The following is a 20,354-nucleotide window of genomic DNA, read 5'->3' as shown; positions in this document are numbered from 1 at the left end:
CGGGCATTATTTATGCTGCCAAGTTTTTATACGCTAACTCAATGACATTACTCGCTAACCCTAAAGACAATAGATAATCACGCGTTATCGAGTGGCCATTATCAAAACACTCCTCCCCCAAGGCTTGCTCTAGCGCATGTTCCAGTAAACGAATACTACGATATTCACCGATTGCCATCTGATTGGTTTTCAAATAACTATCCGCTATCTGTGCCTTGTCTGCACCCATGAATAACTGCAAAAAAGCAATGATAACGCCTGTCCGGTCAGAACCTAATCGGCAGTGAACATGATAAGGAGGCTGATGATCAGCAATCTGCTGAATCACGGCTTGGATACCAGTCTGGAATCCCAATTCATCGGGATTAAAACTCTCATCCCGATCAGACATGAAATACACAGTTTCATAAGCAACAGGCACACTTATCACGCTCTCACCGAGCCACAGTGTTTTGTAGTAACTCGGTTCGGCTGCCTGAAGGTATTCATCAAGTTCTTGCGCTGTTTCTGACAGATTGATGACAGTGCGTATATTGTTCATTTCAAGTAAACGCATGGCTATTTGTTGACGTTGGGCTTCGATTTCTCTTAGTTGGGGGTGCCCAACTCTTGAAGGAATAACTGGATGGTAAGAACGAAAGAGTGTCTGTTTCGCCAAATTTCCGCCGTTTACTTCTCTAAAATTAGCTAACACCCAATCAGACTTAAATTCACATGCCATCGTTTTAATTCGAAATGACTGCTCACAATCATTGATAATTGTCTCTAAATCATCAGTCGTGATATTTTCAGGCAGTAATAAATAATTATAGCTACCATTGAATTGATTATTAAAACAGTATCCGGCTGGGTGGTTCTCGTTATATGGCAAAGGCTGTTTTTTTTCGTCATCCCAGAAATAATATTCGATATATCCAGAATTTCCGATTTTATTCACTGCCTGACGACTTATTTTCAGTAGGAGCTTATTATCTATTTCAAGGAATTTGTATCCCTCTTTTTTTTGCCAATTCGTAAAACTACCAATCAAGTAGATGTGTTTTCCCTTCTGAGGAATATCAAAAACCACATCAGTACCTTCATATATATAATGCATCATATTGACTTATTCCTAATAAAAAAGGCTCTGTTCAAAAACAATTGAACAGAGCCAAGACAATGAAGAGAGTTAACCGTTACCTATAATCAAACAAGGTAACTTAACGCGTTACAATTAAATCAAAACAGCAAAAGCCTCAAAAGGCTTCAAGGTTAAGGTTGAGCTTAACTGCTGATGTGATTCATAGTTGCAAATAATGCATTCGGCATGTTCAGTTTGAAGCGGCTCTGGCATAGAAACAGTGACTTCTTCGCCCGTAAAGTTATTAAGCACAAACAAACGATGTTGGGAATCAGAACGAAGGTAACCGAATACCTGTTCATGATCTTCAAATACTGGTTCAAAAGCACCATGTACAATCACTGGTAATGACTTACGCAGTTGAATCAATTTTTGATAGTGGTAGAAGATCGAGTTCTGATCTTCTAGCGCTGCATCTACGTTGATTTCTGGATAGTTAGGATTAACCTGTAACCACGGTTGCTGCTCTGAAAAACCCGCATTTTTACTGTTGTTCCACTGCATTGGTGTACGGCCATTATCACGGCTATTTTCATGCACCGCTGCCAACATGGTTTCAGGCGCAACACCATTTTCTGTACGTTCTTTGTAAAAATTCAAGGTTTCGATATCACGGTAGTCATCAATGCTGTCAAACGCAACATTCGTCATGCCGATCTCTTCGCCTTGATAGACATACGGCGTACCTTTCATCATGTGCAATGTTGTGGCGAGCATTTTCGCGGATTCAACTCGATACTGGCCGTCATCGCCAAACTTTGATACTGCACGAGGAAGGTCATGATTGTTCCAGAACAGTGAGTTCCACCCCTCATCAGCTAGCTCAATCTGCCACTTAGTTAACGCATGCTTGAATTTAGGTAGATCAAGCGCAATCGGATTCCATTTGTCACCATGCTTCCAAGTCAAAGAAATATGCTCAAACTGGAAAACCATTGAAAACTCATTACGTGCAGGATTACTGTACAACTTGGCCGTTTCAGGGGTCGCGTCCCACGTTTCCCCTACGGTAAGCAGATCTTTATCACCGAACGTTGCTTTGTTCATTTCCTGCAGCAACGGGTGAAGACGAGGCCCATTACCCGTGATTTTTTTATCGATTTCTTTACCAATAAGATCAATAACGTCAAGACGGAAACCACCAATACCCTGATCGATCCACCAGTTCATCATCTTATGCACTTCTTCTTGAACTTTGGGGTTCTCCCAGTTCAAGTCTGGTTGTCTCTTAGAGAAGATGTGGTAGTAATATTCACCCGTGGTGTCATCAAATTCCCAAGCACCACCGCCAAAGACAGATCCTTGATCATCAGGCACTGAACCATCTTCATTAGGCTGACGCCAAATATAGTAATCGCGATATGGGTTATCTTTCGATTTACGTGATTCGATAAACCATGGGTGCTCATCAGATGTATGGTTAACAACTAAATCCATAATGATGCGAATACCGCGCTGTTTGGCCTCAGCAAGTAATTGCTGCATATCTTCCATCGAACCGAACTCTGCGGCGATATCTTGATAGTCAGAAATATCGTAACCATTATCATCCATTGGTGAACGATAAACAGGTGACAACCAAACAACATTAACACCTAATTTTTTGATGTAATCAAGCTTGCTGATGATGCCTTGCAGATCACCCATGCCATCGTTATTTGAATCGCAAAAACTGCGTGGATAAACCTGGTAAACAACAGCATCATGCCACCATCTTGGGGTCATTTTCATGGACAAAGGCTCCCTTAAACAAGCTTCAGTTAAACAGTGATACCTTTAATATTGATATCTTTAATATTGATATCATAATCGTTTGTTTGACTGTTTTAAAATACCCTACTCAACTCGTGATATAGGTTTTTCCTATATCACCAATAATTAAGGAGATCGAGATCGCAATTTCAAACCAATAAGGATGCCAGGCAAATTCAATAAATGTGAGACTTGTCGTCAAACTCTTTATTGACCGTATTTCTCGCCTTATGAATAAAAGCTACAAGCAATTTCTAGTCGTCGCTGAGCTAAGTAATATTAGCCTTGCAGCTAATCATCTCGGCCTTAGCCAACCAACCCTAACGAATAATATGAAGAAACTGGAGGCAAGCTTTGGCGTACCTCTTTTTATCCGAAAATCAAAAGGGGTTGAACTCACTGAATATGGACTACTCCTTCAAGAGCAAACACTTGAGCTACAGCGGCGACATGACTCATTACTGCATAAGATGGCTGATCTTATTGAGAGAAAAACTGAAAAAATCAAAATGGGTACTGGTGATGCATGGTGGGAGATTTTTGTAAAACAAGCATTGCAGCAATATAGTGCAAGCAACCCTTCAATCTCTATTCAGCTTGAATTTGGTAACCACCTTAAGCTGATGGATATGCTCATCCATGGTCAAATCGATCTTTTTGTTGGTCATGAAATTGTTGGTTTATCTCGTCGGTGTAACGTCACATTCATCCCCCTTCTACAAGATAAAGAAGCAATGTTCGTACACCAAAATCATCCACTACTGGTGAACCATCGGGAAGAAAAGGATATGGCGCTTTATCCTCTATTGCAGGTAACACCAGATTCAGAAGCTTACCAGCATCTAATAGAAAACCCACAGCCCAAACAGCTAGAAAGAGATAGGCAAAAGGTATCGGAACGCATCGTTTACGAAATCAACTCACTGACTGCCAGTGTCGATATGCTAACCTCGACAACCGCAATCATGCCTTATCCAATGAGCATGACTGACTACTTCGCACAGGTAAACATTGTCCCGCTCCCATTAAAAAAAGAAGGACAAAAAGGCACGGTTGGGATCTACCATTTAAATGAGTTATTAGTCGACCATGTTGCGGATATCAAGCAGCAGCTGATTTTGAATGGCCCCTATCAGGCATAAACCCAAAAGAGCAGTCATGAGGTCATCCAGTCGGATGGTAAATCTGCTTTGTGCATGAAACAGGCTACGTCTCTGGTTTTTCTTTTATAACCAGCCTTATAGTTGTTATAGAATGATGTAAGATAAGCGGCTATGGCTTATTTATTCTTGTTATCAATAAGGTTGAACTGTGCTGAAACAATTCGTATTCATAGCCGTTGGCATATTCAGTGCGACTGTAAATGCAGCATCGTATTTACCGCTATTTAATGACATTGGTTTTACCGACGATATAGAGCAAATTGCGTCACGGCCGAATGCGTATGAGTGTTCCGATTTATACAATGCCGAAGCGTATTGCTTAGATAGCCCGTCTTATTATGGAATCGACGATCTTACATTAGTGGTTTATAGCCAATTGACTTCTACTGCTATCGAAATAGGGGGAGCCAAGCCATTATCCACAATAATAAATGTTGAATTGAAAGCTCCACTCACCTTAATTAACTACAATTCACTTCTTGCTAGTTTACGTCGTGATGGTTATGTTTTTAGCTATCTGGAGGTGAATGGACAACATTTAGATGTCTTGGCTGGATTACAAACCTTAGATCGCCAAACTCTAGATGATCAGATGTTTATGCTTGCCAATAGCGCTACTTATAGTGCACAGCGTAAATATTTAATGATGGATAAGGCTACCTTCTCGCGTGCTTATCAAAAGGGTTACCGTAGTATAAAACTATGGCGCAACATAGGTGAGGAGGGAAATCTAGAAAGTGAGGAAGATAAGCTTGCTACGTTCACGGTTGTTGATGACACCATCACTATATTATTTGAATATCCGTTTATGACGCCAGAAAAACAATAGGATTTAAATGACATATTATATAGAAAACAACATCAATCATGAACGACAAAGCCCTCATAGAGGGCTTTATAATATGCAGGAAATAACGCTAGGCTTTTCCTATATAGTAAATAGAATCACTACGTTATTTAAACAACAAAGGTAGACACCTTGTCATTTAACTTTGTTGCTTGATTACTTAGCGCTTCTGCTTGATGACGTGCTGCAACGGCATCTTCTACAAGCTGATCGGTTACATCTTTAATTGTTGTTGTATTTAATGTGATTTCACTTGTTACATGCGTTTGTTCTTCTGCCGCAGTGGCTATCTGAGTCGCCATATCGCTGATTAGAGCCACTGAATCGTTAATCTGCTCTAATGCTACTGTCGCTTGGTCTGCGTCGTCTACCGAACACTGTGCAAGCTGAGAACTTGTTTCCATCAAGCCAACCGCTTTAGATGTTGTCTGTTGTAATGTTGCAATCATACTCTGAATTTCTTCCGTCGATGTATGAGTACGTTGAGATAACACGCGTACTTCATCAGCCACAACAGCAAAGCCTCGACCTTGTTCACCCGCTCGTGCAGCTTCAATCGCAGCATTCAATGCCAATAAATTCGTTTGTTCAGCAATACCTTGAATAGTAGACAAAATACTGTTGATGTTCTGCGCATGATCATTCAACTCACTGATCACTGAAGTTGCCTGATTCACTTCTTCGGCAAGATTATTAATGGACACTCGGCTTTGCACAACTAACTCACGACCACTATTTGTATGCTCTGTCGAATCTTGCGCAGCACGCGCTGTTTGCTCAGCATGAGACGCAATCTCTTGCGTGGCAGAAGCCATTTCCGTTACCGCAGTGGCAACCATGCTGATTTCATCTTGCTGACGATTTAACTCATCAGCCGACTTATTTGCCCGGAATTCACTTTCTGCCGAAGCTTGACTCAGCTCAACACCCTGACTACGAATATGACCAATAAGCACCTGTAAGCTAGCTGTAAACTGGTTAAAGTTACGGGCTAAGTCACCCACCTCATCGTTAGAATCGATATTAATACGCTGAGTTAAATCTCCCCCACCTTGGGCAATCACAGCCAGCGCCTTAGATACTTGCTGTAGCGGTTTAAATAAATACACGCAGAAAAGGTTAAATAGAAATGCACAAATAACCACAACCAATAGAGTCATGAAAATCTGCTCATATAAAGAGCTGTAAAGCGGCGCGGCAACAGAATTATAATCAATAACGATAACTGTACTTAGATTCGTGCCTTGAATTGGCTTAACGAACACATAGCTCTCATTGCCTGTGATATTTTCTTTTTCAACTAGCCCTTCTCGCGCTAGACGTTTTAGCATTGAATCGGTTAAATCACGGTCTTTTGCATTAACAGATTTATTCAATAAAGACGTATCTGCGTGCGCAAAAATATTACCTTTATCATTCGCAATGAACATGTAGCCTTCACCAGGCAATACCACATCATCAAGCTGCTTGATAATATCTGACATTTCGACATCAGCACCTAACACCGCCTGCTGCCCAAAAATAGAGACGGCTTTACCCATAGAAACAACGCTTGCCCCTGTGGCAGCTGCAACTGTCGGATTTTCTACCGTGACTTTACCATTGAGGTTAATAGCGTTCTGATACCAATGCCATTGACGAGGATCATTGTTACCAGGCGGTAAAATAACCTTATTCGCATTCGCTTGCGTCCCATCAGAAAAAGCTAAAAATACATTATCAAAGCCTGCTGAATCGCGAACCTGCTGAAGATGTTGCTCAAGATTGTTTTGTGAAATATTCACTGGCATAGCCGAAAGTACTGTTCCTTTCGAGTCTAACCAATTAGACACATAATTATTGTACGAAGAAGCAGTACCATTAAGTTGCTTATTGATGTCACTATCTAAACGACCTAGTGATGATAAAAAAGAAAAAGCAGTTACAAGTAAACCGCCAATAATAATTGCAATACTTGCAGAAAGTGCCAGCTTTTGCCTGAGTGTCATATTGAACATGTATAACCTAATGATTTATAAAAAGGCAGTCAATTGCCTAAAAATTTGCGATAGCAAACAAAATTTAAAACGTGCGTATTATCACATTTCACGCGTTTATTATGAACAATTAGTTAATTTTTGAGTGAAATAAAAGCGCAATATAGGAATAGAATCAATGTTCCACCGCTTAAAAAGGAATAATCCTAAGTAAAGCATTGTGAATATGGGATAAATGTAAAATAACGGCCACAAAAAAGCCCTCACGAATGAGGGCTTAACGATTTTGTAGAAAGATAACATTCTTAGTAAACTAAGCGCCTATCTTGTCATTGCAAATTTCATTAACCAAACTTTGCTCACCACCTAGATACATATCTAGATATTGTTCAGCCGATTCAGCCCAATTAAATTTACACGCCATCGCATTTTGCTGTAATCGTTTAAATTCTTGAGGACGCTGACAATAAAGTAACAAGCTTCGTTGTAATTTTATTAATAACGCCTCAGGTGTTGGCGCATCATAAATAAAGCCTGTGGCGACCAGCGGTGTTTGATCGAAATCGATAACAGTATCTTTTAGACCACCGACGCTGCGAACGATAGGTAATGTGCCATACGCTAAACTGTACATCTGATTCAAACCACATGGTTCAAATTCAGAAGGCATCATAAAGAAATCAACACCCGCTTCTACACAGTGTGCTAGTGGGTTGCTGTATGTTTCAACAAAAGCAAATTTATCACTATGCTGTTCGCTAATGCCACGCAGAGCACTGGCTAACGTTGGATCACCCGTTCCGACAATCACCACTTGTACGTCATTCAATAAAAAATCTTCAAGCACAGGAATTAAATAGTGAAGTCCTTTTTGCTCGGTCAAGCGACAAACCATTCCATAAACAGGTACATCTAATTCAGGTAAGTTAACTTGTTTTTGCAAATCACGTCGACACGCTTTTTTCCCGCGAGCTAAGCTCACTTTATTGGCTTTAAACTTTTGCTTTATGTGCGCATCAGTTTCAGGATTCCAATCATCGTAGTCGCACCCATTAATGATGCCATACAAATCTTTAGCTCGATTTTGGAAATCAGCTTCCATACCATGCGAACCTAAATGTGTTAAAAGCTCTGATGCATAATTAGGGCTAACCGCGTTCACTTTATCTGCATACGCAACACCCGCTTTAAGCATGCTGATATGCGATGGATCCATTTCAGCATTGATATAGCGACGTTGAATCAATTCAGGTATTAGGCTGTATTGATCGTAGTTAAATACCCCCTTGAAAACGGCATTATGAATCGTTATCACACTTTTCGATTTAGCAAAGAAATCACTCTCTGCGTAACGCGTTTTTAATAAGAATGGAATTAACCCGGTATGCCAATCGTTACAGTGAATCACATCGGGTTGAAAACCCAGTTTTTCACACAAATCTAACGATGCGGCGCTTAAAAATGTAAAACGCTCACCATTATCTGCATATGCTTGATTGTTTTCCGCATACAATTCTGGTCGATCATAATATTGTGGTGCATCTAACGCATAGACAGGCACATTACCTTCATCGAGTTGCATCACTTGATAACTCACAGCAAATGGCTGTGGCTCAACAAACAGCTCGGTAGACAAAATAGCAACAGCGTTATCTTTACCGTTAATTGTCTGATAGAAAGGCATTACAATTCGAACATCGTGCCCCATCTTCTTCAAGGCCGCTGGCAGAGACTTAGCAACATCGGCTAATCCTCCTGTTTTTGCAAACCCTTCTACTTCAGATGAAACAAATAGAATTTTCAATGGATGTTTTGTTAACGACGTTTTCTTAGTAGCCAATTTTCGCTCCTTTCGGGATTACGACAATACCTTCATCAGAAACGTGGTAATTTTTCTTATCCTCTTCAGGATTTTCACCGATTACCGTTCCTGGAGCAATGTGTACATTTTTATCAATAATCGCTTTACGTATTGAGCAATTAGCACCGATTTTCACATCGCCCAAAATCACAGATTCTGAAATCATTGTGTTATGGTCAACATTGGTACGGAAGCCTAAAATTGATTTATGTATTTGTGCGCCACGAATGTAGCTACCAGCTGAAATCATACAGTTGTTAATATCAACTTTATTGTTTTCGCTATCTAAAATTGTTGCAGGTGGAAGCGGTGGATAATGGGTGTGTAGCTGCCATTGACGGTTATATAAAGAGAACGGCGCATCTTCAGAAAGTAAATCCATGTGTGCTTGCCAGTACGCTTCAATCGTACCTACATCACGCCAGTAACCAGTATTCTTCTCACCTGGAATAATGTTGGTTGTAAAATCATAAACATACACTTGGCCTAGCGGAAATAGCTTAGGAATGATGTCTTTACCAAAGTCGTGGCTTGAATCTTCTTTTGCTGCATCTTCTTCAAGTTCAGTACATAACGTATCTTTATTGAAGATATAGTTACCCATTGAAACAAGCGCATTTTCTGGGTCGCCAGGAATAGACTTAGGGTTAGTTGGCTTTTCTTCAAAACCAATCATGCAGCCGTTTTCATCAACCTCGATAACACCAAAAGCACTCGCTTCTGATAAAGGCATACGCAATGCAGAAACCGTTAGTTCAGCTTCTTTTTCTTTATGAAAATTAAGCATCTGCTTAATGTCCATCTTGTAAATATGATCACTACCAAAAATACAAACATGCTCAGGTTCAGCAAGTTCAATAAAGCTTAAATTTTGGTAAATCGCATCGGCAGTACCATCGTACCAACGCTTGCCCATTCGCATTTGAGCTGGAATTGGGTCAATAAAACGATCCGTAATGCCCGTAATATTCCAACCCTTTTTCATATGCACATATAAAGACTGAGATTTGAATTGGGTTAGAACATAAATCTTTAAAAAATCAGCATTTACAAAATTATTCAATGCAAAATCAATTAAGCGGTAGCTACCACCAAATGGAACTGCGGGTTTTGTACGTGAATCTGTTAATGGACGCAAACGAGAGCCTTCTCCGCCTGCTAAAATCATACCTAAAACGCCACCCATGGTGTACCTCCTTGTTGAAATTAAGCAATCTAATGTATATATACCACACGATATGCTACATGAGAATTAGTACGCACTGAAACGTGATGTATAATTACAAAAAAAATAATTTATTACAAACTGTAGGTAAATGTAATTTCATTTCATATTTCACTATAGCGTGACCTATAAAGCATATTCTATCAGTGGCGTATAAATACCATTTACCAAAACTTTATAAAAGGTTCATATTTCCAATATGGTGAGAAATAATCAGCTAAGCAAAGCTACTCCCCCTATTCTCATACCACTAAATGTGCGTATATGATGATTACAAATAGAATAATTACCCATAGTATTTATTCAGTTTGAAAATTTGTCTCAAAACGTGGCTATTAAATTATGACTTCTCTATTTAATACTGAATATGCATCAACTTTATCAGCACCATCTATTGCAACTAATGTAATATTGCACGCCTTCGACTGGCCTTACAGTAAAGTGGCTGAAAACGCCAAAGCCATTGCTGACAATGGATATAAAGCTATTCTTGTTTCTCCACCACTGAAATCTTTTCATTCAAAAGGTGGCACTCAATGGTGGCAACGTTATCAACCTCAAGATTATCGAGTCATCGACAACCAACTCGGTAACACGAATGATTTCAGAAAGATGATAGAAACATTAAATCGTCATGACATAGATATTTATGCAGATATTGTGTTCAATCATATGGCTAATGAGTCACATGAAAGGAATGACTTAAATTACCCTAATAGCAATATCATTAGCCAATATAAGAACAAGAAAGAATACTTCGATTCAATCAAATTATTTGGTGATTTATCTCAACCGTTATTTACCAAAGATGATTTTTTATCGGCATTTCCAATAAAAGATTGGAAAGATCCTTGGCAAGTTCAGCACGGTAGAATTAGTAGCGGTGGCTCTGATCCGGGTTTACCGACCTTAAAAAACAACAAAAATGTAGTAAAAAAACAAAAACTTTACCTAAAAGCACTAAAAAAAATCGGTGTGAAGGGGTTTCGAATAGATGCAGCCAAACATATGACACTTGATCATATTCAAGAGTTGTGTGATGAAGATATCACTGAAGACATGCATATTTTTGGCGAAATAATTACCGACGGTGGCGCGACCAAAGAAGAGTACGAACTGTTTCTTCAGCCTTATCTTGAAAAAACGACCTTAGGTGCTTACGACTTTCCACTTTTTCACACCGTACTTGATGTTTTTAATAAAAATGCCTCTATGGCAAGCCTAATCAACCCTTACTCTCTGGGTTCGGCATTAGAAAACCAGCGCGCAATCACATTTGCGATTACTCATGACATTCCCAATAATGACGTTTTTTTAGATCAGGTAATGTCAGAAGAGAATGAACGATTAGCCTATTGTTATATTCTAGGTAGAGATGGTGGTGTTCCACTCGTTTATACCGATTTAGATACTAGTGGCATTAAAAATAGTCGTGACAAACCTCGTTGGTGTGACGCTTGGAATGATCCAATTCTGGCTAATATGATTCACTTTCACAACATTATGCATTGCCAACCGATGACGATTATTGAACAGACTCAAGATTTATTGGTTTTTTCTCGTGGAGAGCATGGAGTAGTCGCGATTAACAAAGCTAAAAAAGCCGTCAGTTACGAACTTCCGATAAAATACAGTCAACAAAACCGTACTGAGATTAACGAGATTATAAATATGGAGGGAGTGAAATTATTACCACCTTCACTCGGCAGTGAAACTGGGGCTATATTACAACTTCCGGCTCAGTCATGTGCAATGCTGGTGTCATAACCTTTCAATGAGAAGAGCGCGATAATCAATCGCGCTCTACATCAAGAATTCTTCCTGTATACAGATCGACTTCAAGTTCAACTTGTTGGCCACCTTGATTTCGCGCTTCTACTTCTATCTCACTCTCATCATGTTCTATCTTAATTTTACGGAAATCATGATAACCCTGAGCTTGCAATAATCTCATCACTTTTGGCACGCTAAGGGCTGTCGATTCACTAGAACCATTAGGATCAGCCAGCACAGGTGTGGCGACTATCAAACCCATCGTCAACAACAGTGATTTACTCGCTATTAACATTTTCATAGAACTTCCTAACCCTATCAACCTTATATAACAATCATACCAGAGCAATATATCGTACTGGCAGCTTAGATTAAGTATCACCGTGAAATTGATCACATAATAATCTCTGATCGACAAGTAAAGTGGAGCATCTTGTAACGATTGAAGAATAATATGACCGTTAATAATGATATCAACTTCAACCCTGTACGCTTTAGGCATCATCTTCATCGCTACCCTGAGCTCTCGCTCCAAGAGCATAAAACAGCATCAGAAATTACCGACCAGCTACTAACATTTGGTTTTGAGCCTAAAACTAATATAGGCGGTTATGGCATTCTTGTTGAAATCAAAAGTGGGAATCCGGGCCCAATAACTCTGCTCCGTGCTGATTTCGACGCATTACCGATCACTGAAAAATCACAACATGATCATGTTTCACGCAATCATGGTTGTATGCATGCGTGCGGTCATGATGGGCATGTTGCTAGCCTTTTAGCCGTTGCTAATCAGCTGAGTCAAACGCCTCCTCAATCTGGCACCGTTTTTTTACTATTCCAGCCCGCAGAAGAGATCGGCGTCGGTGCAAAAAAAATGCTGCAAGATCCACGCCTGAAAGGCATTCAACCCGATGCGGTTTATGCTTATCATAATTTACCGGGTTATCCATTAGGTACTGTGGTGGTGAAAGACGGTGTGTTTGCCTGCGCATCAACTGGCGTTATGATCACACTGATAGGGAAAACATCTCATGCTGCAAAACCAGAGAACGGTCATAGCCCTGCCCCTGCTGTTGCACGTTTAATGGACTACCTGCATCACATGCCAGAAGCCTTCAAAGAAGCATTTAGTTTAGTCACGCTTGTTCATGTGAATGTAGGCAATAAAGGGTTTGGTACATCTCCAGGACGCGCCGAAGTAATGGCAACGATCCGTAGCAGTGATAATTACATTCTCAATTACATGAAACGAAATTTGCTGGATTTTGCCCAAAAACAAGCAGATTGTTATCAACTTGAGATGCAAATTGAATGGATTGAGCCTTTTAACGCAACCATGAATAACCCCAAAACGACTAAGAATGTTATTACTGCAGCACAATCGCTTAACTATGATGTTGTTATACCCACAGAACCAATGCGTTGGTCTGAAGATATGGGAGAATTTTTGCAACAATGGCCAGGCTCTTTATTTTGCATTGGTAGCGGTACTGATCACCCAGAACTGCACAACCCTGACTATGATTTCCCCGATGCACTGATCGAGCAATCATCTCGATTATTTCTTCAACTCATCGCGCAGTCACACAACTAGGAGCGACTGGGCACAAAGCATTCGAGCGATAGCTACCTGTTAATTGTTAATTGTTAATTAGGTAGCTGTTCACCTCAATAGACTGAGCACGTGTAATTTAAGGGAATACATAACGAACAGAGGTCTATGGTATAAACTTTATGAATGTCTCCTTGAACATCAATGCGTTAAATGATAATAATTATCACTAAGATTTATTGATCACTTTATAGGACTACCCATGGACTGTACTTCAACCCTGTATCACCATTACTTTAAAGCAGAAGATCGGTTTCTAAACCGTCGGATTACGCCCGGTTATGAGCCTGATATCATCATCGATTTTGTTCAATCAGGTCTTAATTTAGCGTCGCTATACTGCCTTAACACCCCCACTTTTAATCCTATTCTGCGAGAACTGTTTCTACGACGTGTTTTTTTTCATCTAGTAGAAGCAATCAATCAGCCGAATAACTCCCGTATTTTTCGTCGCATTTGCTTAGATCATATCCATTGCCCACTTCTAGCTTTAAAAAAGTTTTATGGCAATTCAGACACTGGCCGTCAGCAGCTTCTATCTCTACAGCAACACTTACAACAAACACATTTAACCTCAGGTCTGTAAGGAATAATATTATGTCTTCACACTATCGAATTGAAACAGACAGCATGGGTGACGTGCACGTTCCTGAAAATGCACTTTATCAAGCTCAAACACAACGCGCCGTTAATAATTTTCCGATCAGTGGTATTCAAATGCCCCACGAATTTATTAAAGCACTGGCATACATAAAACAGGCAGCAGCCCGAAGTAACCTTGAATTGAAGCTACTTGATGACAAGGTTGCTCATGCCATCATTGATAGCTGCCAAGAAATCATTAATGGGGAGCACTTTGAACAATTTCCCATAGATGTATTCCAAACAGGTTCCGGCACTAGCTCTAATATGAATGCCAATGAAGTTATCGCGACACTTGCATCACAAAAAGCAGAACAAAACATAAGCCCTAACGACCACGTTAATATGGGCCAGAGCAGTAATGATGTTATTCCTACCGCCATTCAAGTAAGCGCTGCAATTACCTGCCATTTTCAATTATTCCCAGCATTAGAATACTTAACTCAGGCATTAGATAAAAAAACAGCAGAAATTGGTCATATTGTAAAAACAGGGCGCACTCACCTAATGGATGCTATGCCTGTCACCCTTGGTCAAGAGTTGCAAGGTTGGAAAATACAACTCGAACGTGCACAACTCGGTATTCAACATGCGCTGGATAATGCTTCAGCACTTGCTCAAGGCGGAACAGCGGTAGGCACAGGAATCAATGCTGAACCCGAATTTGCTGCAATCTTTGCAAATAATATTTCAATCTCAACTGAAATCCCTTTTACATCCAGCGATAACTTCTTTTATAACCTCAGTAGCCAAGATGCAATTGTTGCGCTTTCTGGGCAACTTAAAACCTTAGCGGTTGCGATTTTAAAAATATCGAATGATCTACGTTGGATGAATTCAGGGCCTCTTGCCGGATTAGGTGAAATTGAACTTGAAGCCCTTCAACCCGGCTCTTCAATTATGCCCGGTAAAGTTAACCCTGTTATTCCAGAAGCAGCAGCAATGGTCGCAGCACAAGTCATCGGTAATGACGCGACCATTACCGTCGGCGGTCAATCTGGTAATTTTCAGTTGAACGTTATGTTACCTGTCATTGCACATAACCTGATTCAAAGTATCGAATTAATGGCAAATGCCTCTACCCTGCTAGCAAACAAAGCCATTAGTACATTCATTGTTCGGGAAGATAACCTGCAAGTCGCACTCGCTAAAAACCCTATTTTGGTTACCGCTCTTAACCCTGTAATTGGATATTTAAAAGCAGCAGAAATAGCAAAAAAAGCCTACAAAGAACAAAGAGCAATTATTGATGTTGCAGAAGAAGAAACAAATATTAGCCGCGAAGAATTAGAACAACTGCTGAACCCAGAAAAACTGACACAAGGTGGTGTCGCCCATTAAAATAGATCTACACATCGCGCACTTAACATCGAACCCAGTATCCATGACTCTAAAATTACACATATTTGAAAAGAAACTGTCACATTAACAACTTAATCTAGCGGCAACTAAAAAGACAGAATATATTTAATTTCGTGAAGGATACGCAGTTTGTTATTTGATAATCACAAGATGACCATTAAACCGTACTTGGCTATTTTCGATTTAGACGAGACCTTGATCGCCGCTGATTCTGCTAGTTTGTGGAATGCATTTCTTGTTCAAAAAGGTCTCGCACCGCAAACGCTTCTTGAAGAAGAGCAACGTCTTATGCAAGCGTACGCGAAAGGTACGTTAGACATGAATACCTATATGGAAGCCACACTTCAACCAATAAAAGGGTACGATATTACAAAAATTTCAATACTGGTCGAAGAGTTTGTTGAAGAAAAAATTAAACCCGCACTCTATACTGATGCACTAGCCCGTATTGAGTGGCACAAAAAGCGTGGTGATCATGTGCTTATTATCTCGGCAACAAGTGAGCACCTTGTTAAGCCCATAGCCACAATGCTCAACGTTGAAGATGTAATCGCGATTGAACTAGAAACAATCAACGGCATTTTTACAGGTAATACCAAAGGCACATTAAGTTATCAACAAGGAAAGGTGATACGAATGAAAGCATGGTTAGCTAATCAAGAAACTGAATTCAAAGGCAGCTACGGTTACAGCGATTCTATCAATGATCTACCAATGCTTGATGCTGTCGACCGCCCATTTGCTGTCAACCCAGATCCAGCATTGTCTCTGCATGCTCAAGTAAATGATTGGACCATCATGGACTGGCGTCACGATAACAATATATTACGCTAGTCTTTATCGGTATTACCGCACGGTTCTGATTATACACCAACGCAATAAGCCCTTTTACGTTACACCCAGTTACTAGACTAAAGCACAAAAAGGGCTTCTATCCACAATATCCCCGTACATTGCTTTCTTATCTACCTGCGAAACTCAACTTTTAATCACTTTTTCATTAACGAAAAAATATAATTTACCTTATAAACAATCAGGTAGAGGTAAGTGCATCTGTCAACAATCAATGAGATAGTTCCTTCAAAAAAATCGAATAACTTGTTCGGCTGAGAACGGTTATAACTTTTCAATAACAAACTAGAATGAATGTTATTGAAGGTTAATAAGACACGTTTACATGAAAAATCACCCAAACCAATATGATTGGATATCAATTACTTTACATTGGGTAACTGCCATTGCCGTTATCGGCTTGTTTGCTGCTGGGTTATGGATGGTTGACTTGAACTATTATTCACAATGGTACAAGCCCGTTCCACATTGGCATAAATCGGTTGGTTTACTGCTCGCTTTTGCCACTATTTTCAGATTGTTATGGCGTACATTTAAAGGTCACCCTGAAATTAAAGGGGCTGCATGGGAAATTACTTCAGCCAAACTTGCACACAGTGCAATGTACCTTCTGATGTTCAGTTTGTTTATATCTGGTTACCTAATTTCGACCGCCGATGGGCGATCAATCGACGTATTTAATTGGTTCTCTGTACCTGCACTAGGAGAGCTCTTTGAAAACCAAGCTGATATTGCAGGGGAAGTACATTACTACCTTGCTCTCAGCTTAATTGCACTCGTTGTCATTCACGCTATTGCAGCGCTAAAGCATCACTTTATTAATAAAGACAATACATTAACCAAAATGTTGGGAGTTAAATACAAATGAAAAAACATCTATTAGCCTTAGGCTTATTTACCGCAATGACAATGCCAAGTATTGCGTCAGCAGCAGACTATGTGATCGATACTAAAGATGCACACGCATCAATTAACATTAAAATTAAACACCTTGGTTATAGCTACATTAAAGGACGTTTTAATACTTTTGACGGTACTTTTAGCTATGATCCTAAAGATATCGCGGCATCAAAAGTATCGGTAAATGTTGATACAACCAGTTTTGATACTAACCATGCAGAACGCGATAAACACGTTCGTAGCGGTGACTTTTTAGACGTTAAAAAATACGCAACAGCCTCTTTTGCTAGTACGAAAGTAACAGACAAAGGTAATGGTGAGTTAGTGATTACAGGTGATTTAACCTTACACGGTGAAACTAAGCCAATTACTATCGATGCACAATTTATTGGTGAAGGTGAAGACCCATGGGGTGGTTACCGTGCTGGCTTTGCAGGCACAACCCGCATAGAGCTTGAAGACTTTGGCGTACCTGTTATGGGTGAGTCAAGCTATGCCGATTTAGAGCTGCATGTTGAAGGTATTCGCAAGTAACGCAATCTGACAACAAATAAACGACGATTTTTTGAAAATCACCCCAAAATCCGACACCATGTCGGATTTTTTATATCCAGTATTTATACCCAAGTTACCTCAAGATGCTCGTTTCAGCGAGAATTTGTTGGGCTCTAGGCAAGGCACTTATTTATAGACCTAGTCGTTCTACGTTGAAAATAAGTAACACCGCATAGAGCCTAACAAAACTCGCCCTTCGGGAGTGATTCAGCGTATCTACTTCTATGTCAAATGTGCTTGAAAGGGAATGCCATGCCTACACACATTTTCCTTGAATTAAATACGCTGAGATCACTCTGAATCCTGCATTTTGAGGTAGCTTGGGTATACCATCTCTAATCAATTGTTTTTTATTCACTCTTCATGATGACTAATTGCTCACTTGCAACATAATGTTACACAAGTCAGTAAGTAGATATAGGAACCATAAGATAGGATGTGAGTCATAATAATGATTGATAATATTACCTCGGGCTCAACCTCGAAATACCAGAGGTAATTAAGAAGGTAAATGTAATGACTCCACAAGAAAAAGAACTGATTCAGAACGTTGCTAATAAGCTAAAACAAAGCCCTTCGAAAGCAAAAGATGCCGATGCAGACCAACTGATCGGTAACGAAATCGGTTCGCAACAAGATGCTGTTTATAAATTGACCCAAGCTGTTTTGGTTCAAGAAATGGCATTAAAAGAAATGAAACAAAAAAATGATTATCTAGAAAAAAGCGTTGAGCACCATAAATCAGAATCTAATCGCGGTGCGTTTAGTAAAATGATGGGAGGCAACCGCCCTGCTCCACAACCACCACAGCCAATGAACCAACCAAGTGCCTTTGGTAGCTTCATGCAAACAGCGGCAAGTGTTGCTGTCGGTATGGTTGCAGGTAACATGATTAGCAACATGTTGTTCAATAATGATGAACAACCCGCAGATACCGCGGCAGCCGATACTGCAACAGATACAGCAGCCGAGCCAACAGCAGAAAATACAGGCACAGAAGAACTGGCATCGACCGATGAGAGTTCAGGTGGCTTCTTAGACGATTCATCAAGCAGCTTTGCTTCTGGTGGTTTCGGTGATTCAGGCTTCAGTGATTCAACGAGTGGATTCGGCGATGCTGGTTTTGGCGATTCAGGCTTCGGTGACTCTGGATTTACCGACGATACACTTGCCAATAATTCGTTCGGTGGCGGTGATGATAGCTTCTTTGGCGGCGGTGGTGATGACTTCGGTGACTTTGGCGACGATGCTTAAGCAATAAAGTATTAACCTGATTATTTAAAAGCCGAAGGTTACTATTAGTTGGTTCTCACTTCTAATCAGTAAGCACTTCGGCTTTTTACGTTCGTTTAGAAAAAGTTCAACCCAAACGCCCTTTTAACATCCTCTAATACGGCTTCAGACTCGTCGCGAGCTTTATCTGTACCCAGCTTCAAAATGGCAATCAATTCTGCTTTATCAGACAAATAATGTTCTCTGCGCTCACGTATCGGCCTTAGCATTTCTTGTAAGCATTCCTCCAAAATTTTCTTTGTTGTTCCATCACCTAATCCCCCTCGCTGATAATGCTCTTTTAATGACTGCACATACTCGGCATCAGGGTGAAATGCATCTAAATAGGTGAAGACAATATTCCCTTCAACCTGACCAGAATCGTTCACACATAAATGATTCGGATCGGTATACATGGATTTAACAGAACGCGAAATATCTTTTGCCGATGAGCCAAGCATGATGGTATTACCCATTGATTTAGACATCTTACTTTTGCCGTCAGCACTTGGTAAGCGTGACACTTTGCTCAGTAAGGCTTTGCATTCCACCAGCACTTCTCTTTGTGCTATGTGGTTAAACCTTCTTACTATTTCATTAGTTTGCTCTAGCATCGGTAATTGATCTTCACCAACTGGGACTAATGTTGCTTTGAAGGCTGTAATGTCCGCCGCTTGGCTTATAGGGTAAGTAAGAAAACCTGCTGGAATTGAGCGTCCGAACTCTTTACTTTTAATCTCATTTTTAACCGTAGGGTTGCGCTCTAATCGAGAGATAGACACTAGGTTTGAATAATACATAGTAAGTTCAGATAACGCAGGAATAGCGGATTGCAAACAAATGGTTGTTTTAGAAGGGTTAATACCTACGGCTAAGTAATCGGCAACCACATTTAAAATATTGGAAGACACTTTCTGAGGGTTATGCCCATTATCTGTTAGGCCTTGTAAATCTGCTACCAGCACAGTTTGATCATACTGCTCTTGCAGCAGTACACGCTGCTGTAGCGAACCCACTAGGTGGCCTAAATGTAAAGGCCCTGTTGCTCTATCACCAGTGAGGATTTTTTCTTTCTTTAAATGTATATTTTTTTGCATCGTTATATCTCTGAAATAGTGCACCGGAAATATAACTTGAGTGTGTTCTTAAGCTACCTTCCGGCGGCTTTTGAACATAAGAATTCAGCGCCGCTCTAAAAAGAACGCCACCAAGAATTTGAAATGAAAGTACGGAGAAAATTTGTTTTCATCTTTATAACCTACCAAGACTTTTTACGTTATACAAGGGAAGGCTCAAACAAAACAGCAGTAGCTGCAATAACTGCGCATTCAATAAAAATCCACTTTTCTATCTATCTCTCGTTGTAGCGAGTAGTGAAAAGTGGATTTTTCAGTTGGCTTACATGCTTATATTAATGGGTTTAATCGCATTTTGACTTGATA

The 20,354-nt window shown here is 40.1% G+C and carries 17 protein-coding genes; 10 read left to right on the top strand and 7 right to left on the bottom strand.

The annotated features are described in order from the left end of the window. Positions 1-10: 10 nt before the first annotated feature. The gene (locus C9J12_RS04885) at positions 11-1,099 is read right to left on the bottom strand and encodes a tyrosine-protein phosphatase (RefSeq protein ID WP_107241683.1); all 1,089 of its coding nucleotides are present in this window, start codon (positions 1,097-1,099) and stop codon (positions 11-13) included. A gap of 114 nt (positions 1,100-1,213) precedes the next feature. After that, complete coding sequence (locus C9J12_RS04880) at positions 1,214-2,845, bottom strand: glycoside hydrolase family 13 protein (RefSeq protein WP_107241703.1); 1,632 nt, start codon at positions 2,843-2,845, stop codon at positions 1,214-1,216. A gap of 212 nt (positions 2,846-3,057) precedes the next feature. Here C9J12_RS04880 and C9J12_RS04875 point away from each other — a divergent pair, with 212 nt between their 5' ends. Both C9J12_RS04875 and C9J12_RS04870 read left to right on the top strand, forming a co-directional pair. Next, entirely contained in the window at positions 3,058-4,014 is a 957-nt protein-coding gene (locus C9J12_RS04875; protein WP_227876273.1) for a LysR family transcriptional regulator, read from the top strand. Positions 4,015-4,183: 169 nt separating this feature from the next. Further along, positions 4,184-4,864 carry a hypothetical protein gene (locus C9J12_RS04870; protein WP_107241682.1) on the top strand — a complete coding sequence of 227 codons (681 nt, stop codon included), beginning with the start codon at positions 4,184-4,186 and terminating at the stop codon, positions 4,862-4,864. 128 nt (positions 4,865-4,992) lie between these two features. Here C9J12_RS04870 and C9J12_RS04865 read toward each other — a convergent pair whose 3' ends face one another. From C9J12_RS04865 to glgC, 3 genes are all read right to left on the bottom strand, one after another. Beyond that, on the bottom strand, positions 4,993-6,879 hold the full coding sequence (locus C9J12_RS04865) for a methyl-accepting chemotaxis protein (RefSeq protein WP_107241681.1): 1,887 nt from the start codon (positions 6,877-6,879) through the stop codon (positions 4,993-4,995). Positions 6,880-7,171: 292 nt separating this feature from the next. Continuing rightward, entirely contained in the window at positions 7,172-8,698 is a 1,527-nt protein-coding gene (gene glgA / locus C9J12_RS04860) for a glycogen synthase GlgA (RefSeq protein ID WP_107241680.1), read from the bottom strand. Continuing rightward, positions 8,688-9,905, bottom strand: a complete 1,218-nt coding sequence (gene glgC, locus C9J12_RS04855; RefSeq protein WP_107241679.1) for a glucose-1-phosphate adenylyltransferase — start codon at positions 9,903-9,905, stop codon at positions 8,688-8,690. Before glgC ends, glgA begins: the two co-directional genes overlap by 11 nt. A gap of 381 nt (positions 9,906-10,286) precedes the next feature. Here glgC and C9J12_RS04850 point away from each other — a divergent pair, with 381 nt between their 5' ends. Beyond that, a complete protein-coding gene (locus tag C9J12_RS04850; protein WP_107241678.1) occupies positions 10,287-11,711 on the top strand; it encodes an alpha-amylase family protein in 1,425 nt (474 codons plus the stop codon). Between the two features lie 25 nt (positions 11,712-11,736). Here C9J12_RS04850 and C9J12_RS04845 read toward each other — a convergent pair whose 3' ends face one another. Beyond that, positions 11,737-12,018 (bottom strand): PepSY domain-containing protein, encoded by a 282-nt coding sequence (locus C9J12_RS04845; protein WP_041394944.1) that lies wholly within the window; start codon positions 12,016-12,018, stop codon positions 11,737-11,739. A 153-nt stretch (positions 12,019-12,171) separates the two neighbouring features. On the opposite strand from C9J12_RS04845, the gene C9J12_RS04840 reads away from it, so the two are divergent. The 7 genes from C9J12_RS04840 to C9J12_RS04810 all read left to right on the top strand — a co-directional run bounded on the left by C9J12_RS04840 (position 12,172) and on the right by C9J12_RS04810 (position 18,894). After that, positions 12,172-13,311 (top strand): amidohydrolase, encoded by a 1,140-nt coding sequence (locus C9J12_RS04840; protein ID WP_107241677.1) that lies wholly within the window; start codon positions 12,172-12,174, stop codon positions 13,309-13,311. Between the two features lie 220 nt (positions 13,312-13,531). Next, complete coding sequence (locus C9J12_RS04835) at positions 13,532-13,915, top strand: hypothetical protein (RefSeq protein ID WP_041394940.1); 384 nt, start codon at positions 13,532-13,534, stop codon at positions 13,913-13,915. 11 nt (positions 13,916-13,926) lie between these two features. Continuing rightward, a complete protein-coding gene (locus C9J12_RS04830; RefSeq protein ID WP_107241676.1) occupies positions 13,927-15,312 on the top strand; it encodes a class II fumarate hydratase in 1,386 nt (461 codons plus the stop codon). Positions 15,313-15,462: 150 nt separating this feature from the next. Beyond that, a complete protein-coding gene (locus C9J12_RS04825; protein ID WP_107241675.1) occupies positions 15,463-16,167 on the top strand; it encodes an HAD family hydrolase in 705 nt (234 codons plus the stop codon). Between the two features lie 343 nt (positions 16,168-16,510). Beyond that, positions 16,511-17,053 carry a cytochrome b gene (locus C9J12_RS04820; protein WP_107241674.1) on the top strand — a complete coding sequence of 181 codons (543 nt, stop codon included), beginning with the start codon at positions 16,511-16,513 and terminating at the stop codon, positions 17,051-17,053. Beyond that, positions 17,050-17,619, top strand: a complete 570-nt coding sequence (locus C9J12_RS04815; protein ID WP_107241673.1) for a YceI family protein — start codon at positions 17,050-17,052, stop codon at positions 17,617-17,619. The genes C9J12_RS04820 and C9J12_RS04815 overlap by 4 nt, the downstream gene beginning before the upstream one ends. Before the next feature lie 537 nt (positions 17,620-18,156). Further along, complete coding sequence (locus C9J12_RS04810; protein WP_107241672.1) at positions 18,157-18,894, top strand: DUF2076 domain-containing protein; 738 nt, start codon at positions 18,157-18,159, stop codon at positions 18,892-18,894. 95 nt (positions 18,895-18,989) lie between these two features. Here the strand turns inward: C9J12_RS04810 and trpS are convergent, their stop codons facing one another. Then, on the bottom strand, positions 18,990-20,009 hold the full coding sequence (gene trpS / locus C9J12_RS04805) for a tryptophan--tRNA ligase (RefSeq protein WP_107241671.1): 1,020 nt from the start codon (positions 20,007-20,009) through the stop codon (positions 18,990-18,992). Between the last annotated feature and the right edge of the window lie 345 nt (positions 20,010-20,354).

It is taken from the genome of Photobacterium frigidiphilum (genome assembly GCF_003025615.1).
Lineage (GTDB): Bacteria > Pseudomonadota > Gammaproteobacteria > Enterobacterales > Vibrionaceae > Photobacterium > Photobacterium frigidiphilum.
The sequence above is the reverse complement of the archived record's forward strand: the minus strand, read 5'-3'. Positions and strand labels throughout refer to the sequence as shown.

Excerpts from the sequence above, each read along its gene's own strand:
- C9J12_RS04885 (WP_107241683.1), bottom strand. The coding sequence starts at position 1,099 with ATGATGCATTATATATATGAAGGTACTGATGTGGTTTTTGATATTCCT.
- C9J12_RS04880 (WP_107241703.1), bottom strand. The coding sequence starts at position 2,845 with ATGACCCCAAGATGGTGGCATGATGCTGTTGTTTACCAGGTTTATCCA.
- C9J12_RS04865 (WP_107241681.1), bottom strand. The coding sequence starts at position 6,879 with ATGTTCAATATGACACTCAGGCAAAAGCTGGCACTTTCTGCAAGTATT.
- glgC (WP_107241679.1), bottom strand. The coding sequence starts at position 9,905 with ATGGGTGGCGTTTTAGGTATGATTTTAGCAGGCGGAGAAGGCTCTCGT.
- C9J12_RS04850 (WP_107241678.1), top strand. The coding sequence starts at position 10,287 with ATGACTTCTCTATTTAATACTGAATATGCATCAACTTTATCAGCACCA.
- C9J12_RS04845 (WP_041394944.1), bottom strand. The coding sequence starts at position 12,018 with ATGAAAATGTTAATAGCGAGTAAATCACTGTTGTTGACGATGGGTTTG.
- C9J12_RS04840 (WP_107241677.1), top strand. The coding sequence starts at position 12,172 with ATGACCGTTAATAATGATATCAACTTCAACCCTGTACGCTTTAGGCAT.
- C9J12_RS04835 (WP_041394940.1), top strand. The coding sequence starts at position 13,532 with ATGGACTGTACTTCAACCCTGTATCACCATTACTTTAAAGCAGAAGAT.
- C9J12_RS04830 (WP_107241676.1), top strand. The coding sequence starts at position 13,927 with ATGTCTTCACACTATCGAATTGAAACAGACAGCATGGGTGACGTGCAC.
- C9J12_RS04820 (WP_107241674.1), top strand. The coding sequence starts at position 16,511 with ATGAAAAATCACCCAAACCAATATGATTGGATATCAATTACTTTACAT.
- C9J12_RS04815 (WP_107241673.1), top strand. The coding sequence starts at position 17,050 with ATGAAAAAACATCTATTAGCCTTAGGCTTATTTACCGCAATGACAATG.
- C9J12_RS04810 (WP_107241672.1), top strand. The coding sequence starts at position 18,157 with ATGACTCCACAAGAAAAAGAACTGATTCAGAACGTTGCTAATAAGCTA.
- trpS (WP_107241671.1), bottom strand. The coding sequence starts at position 20,009 with ATGCAAAAAAATATACATTTAAAGAAAGAAAAAATCCTCACTGGTGAT.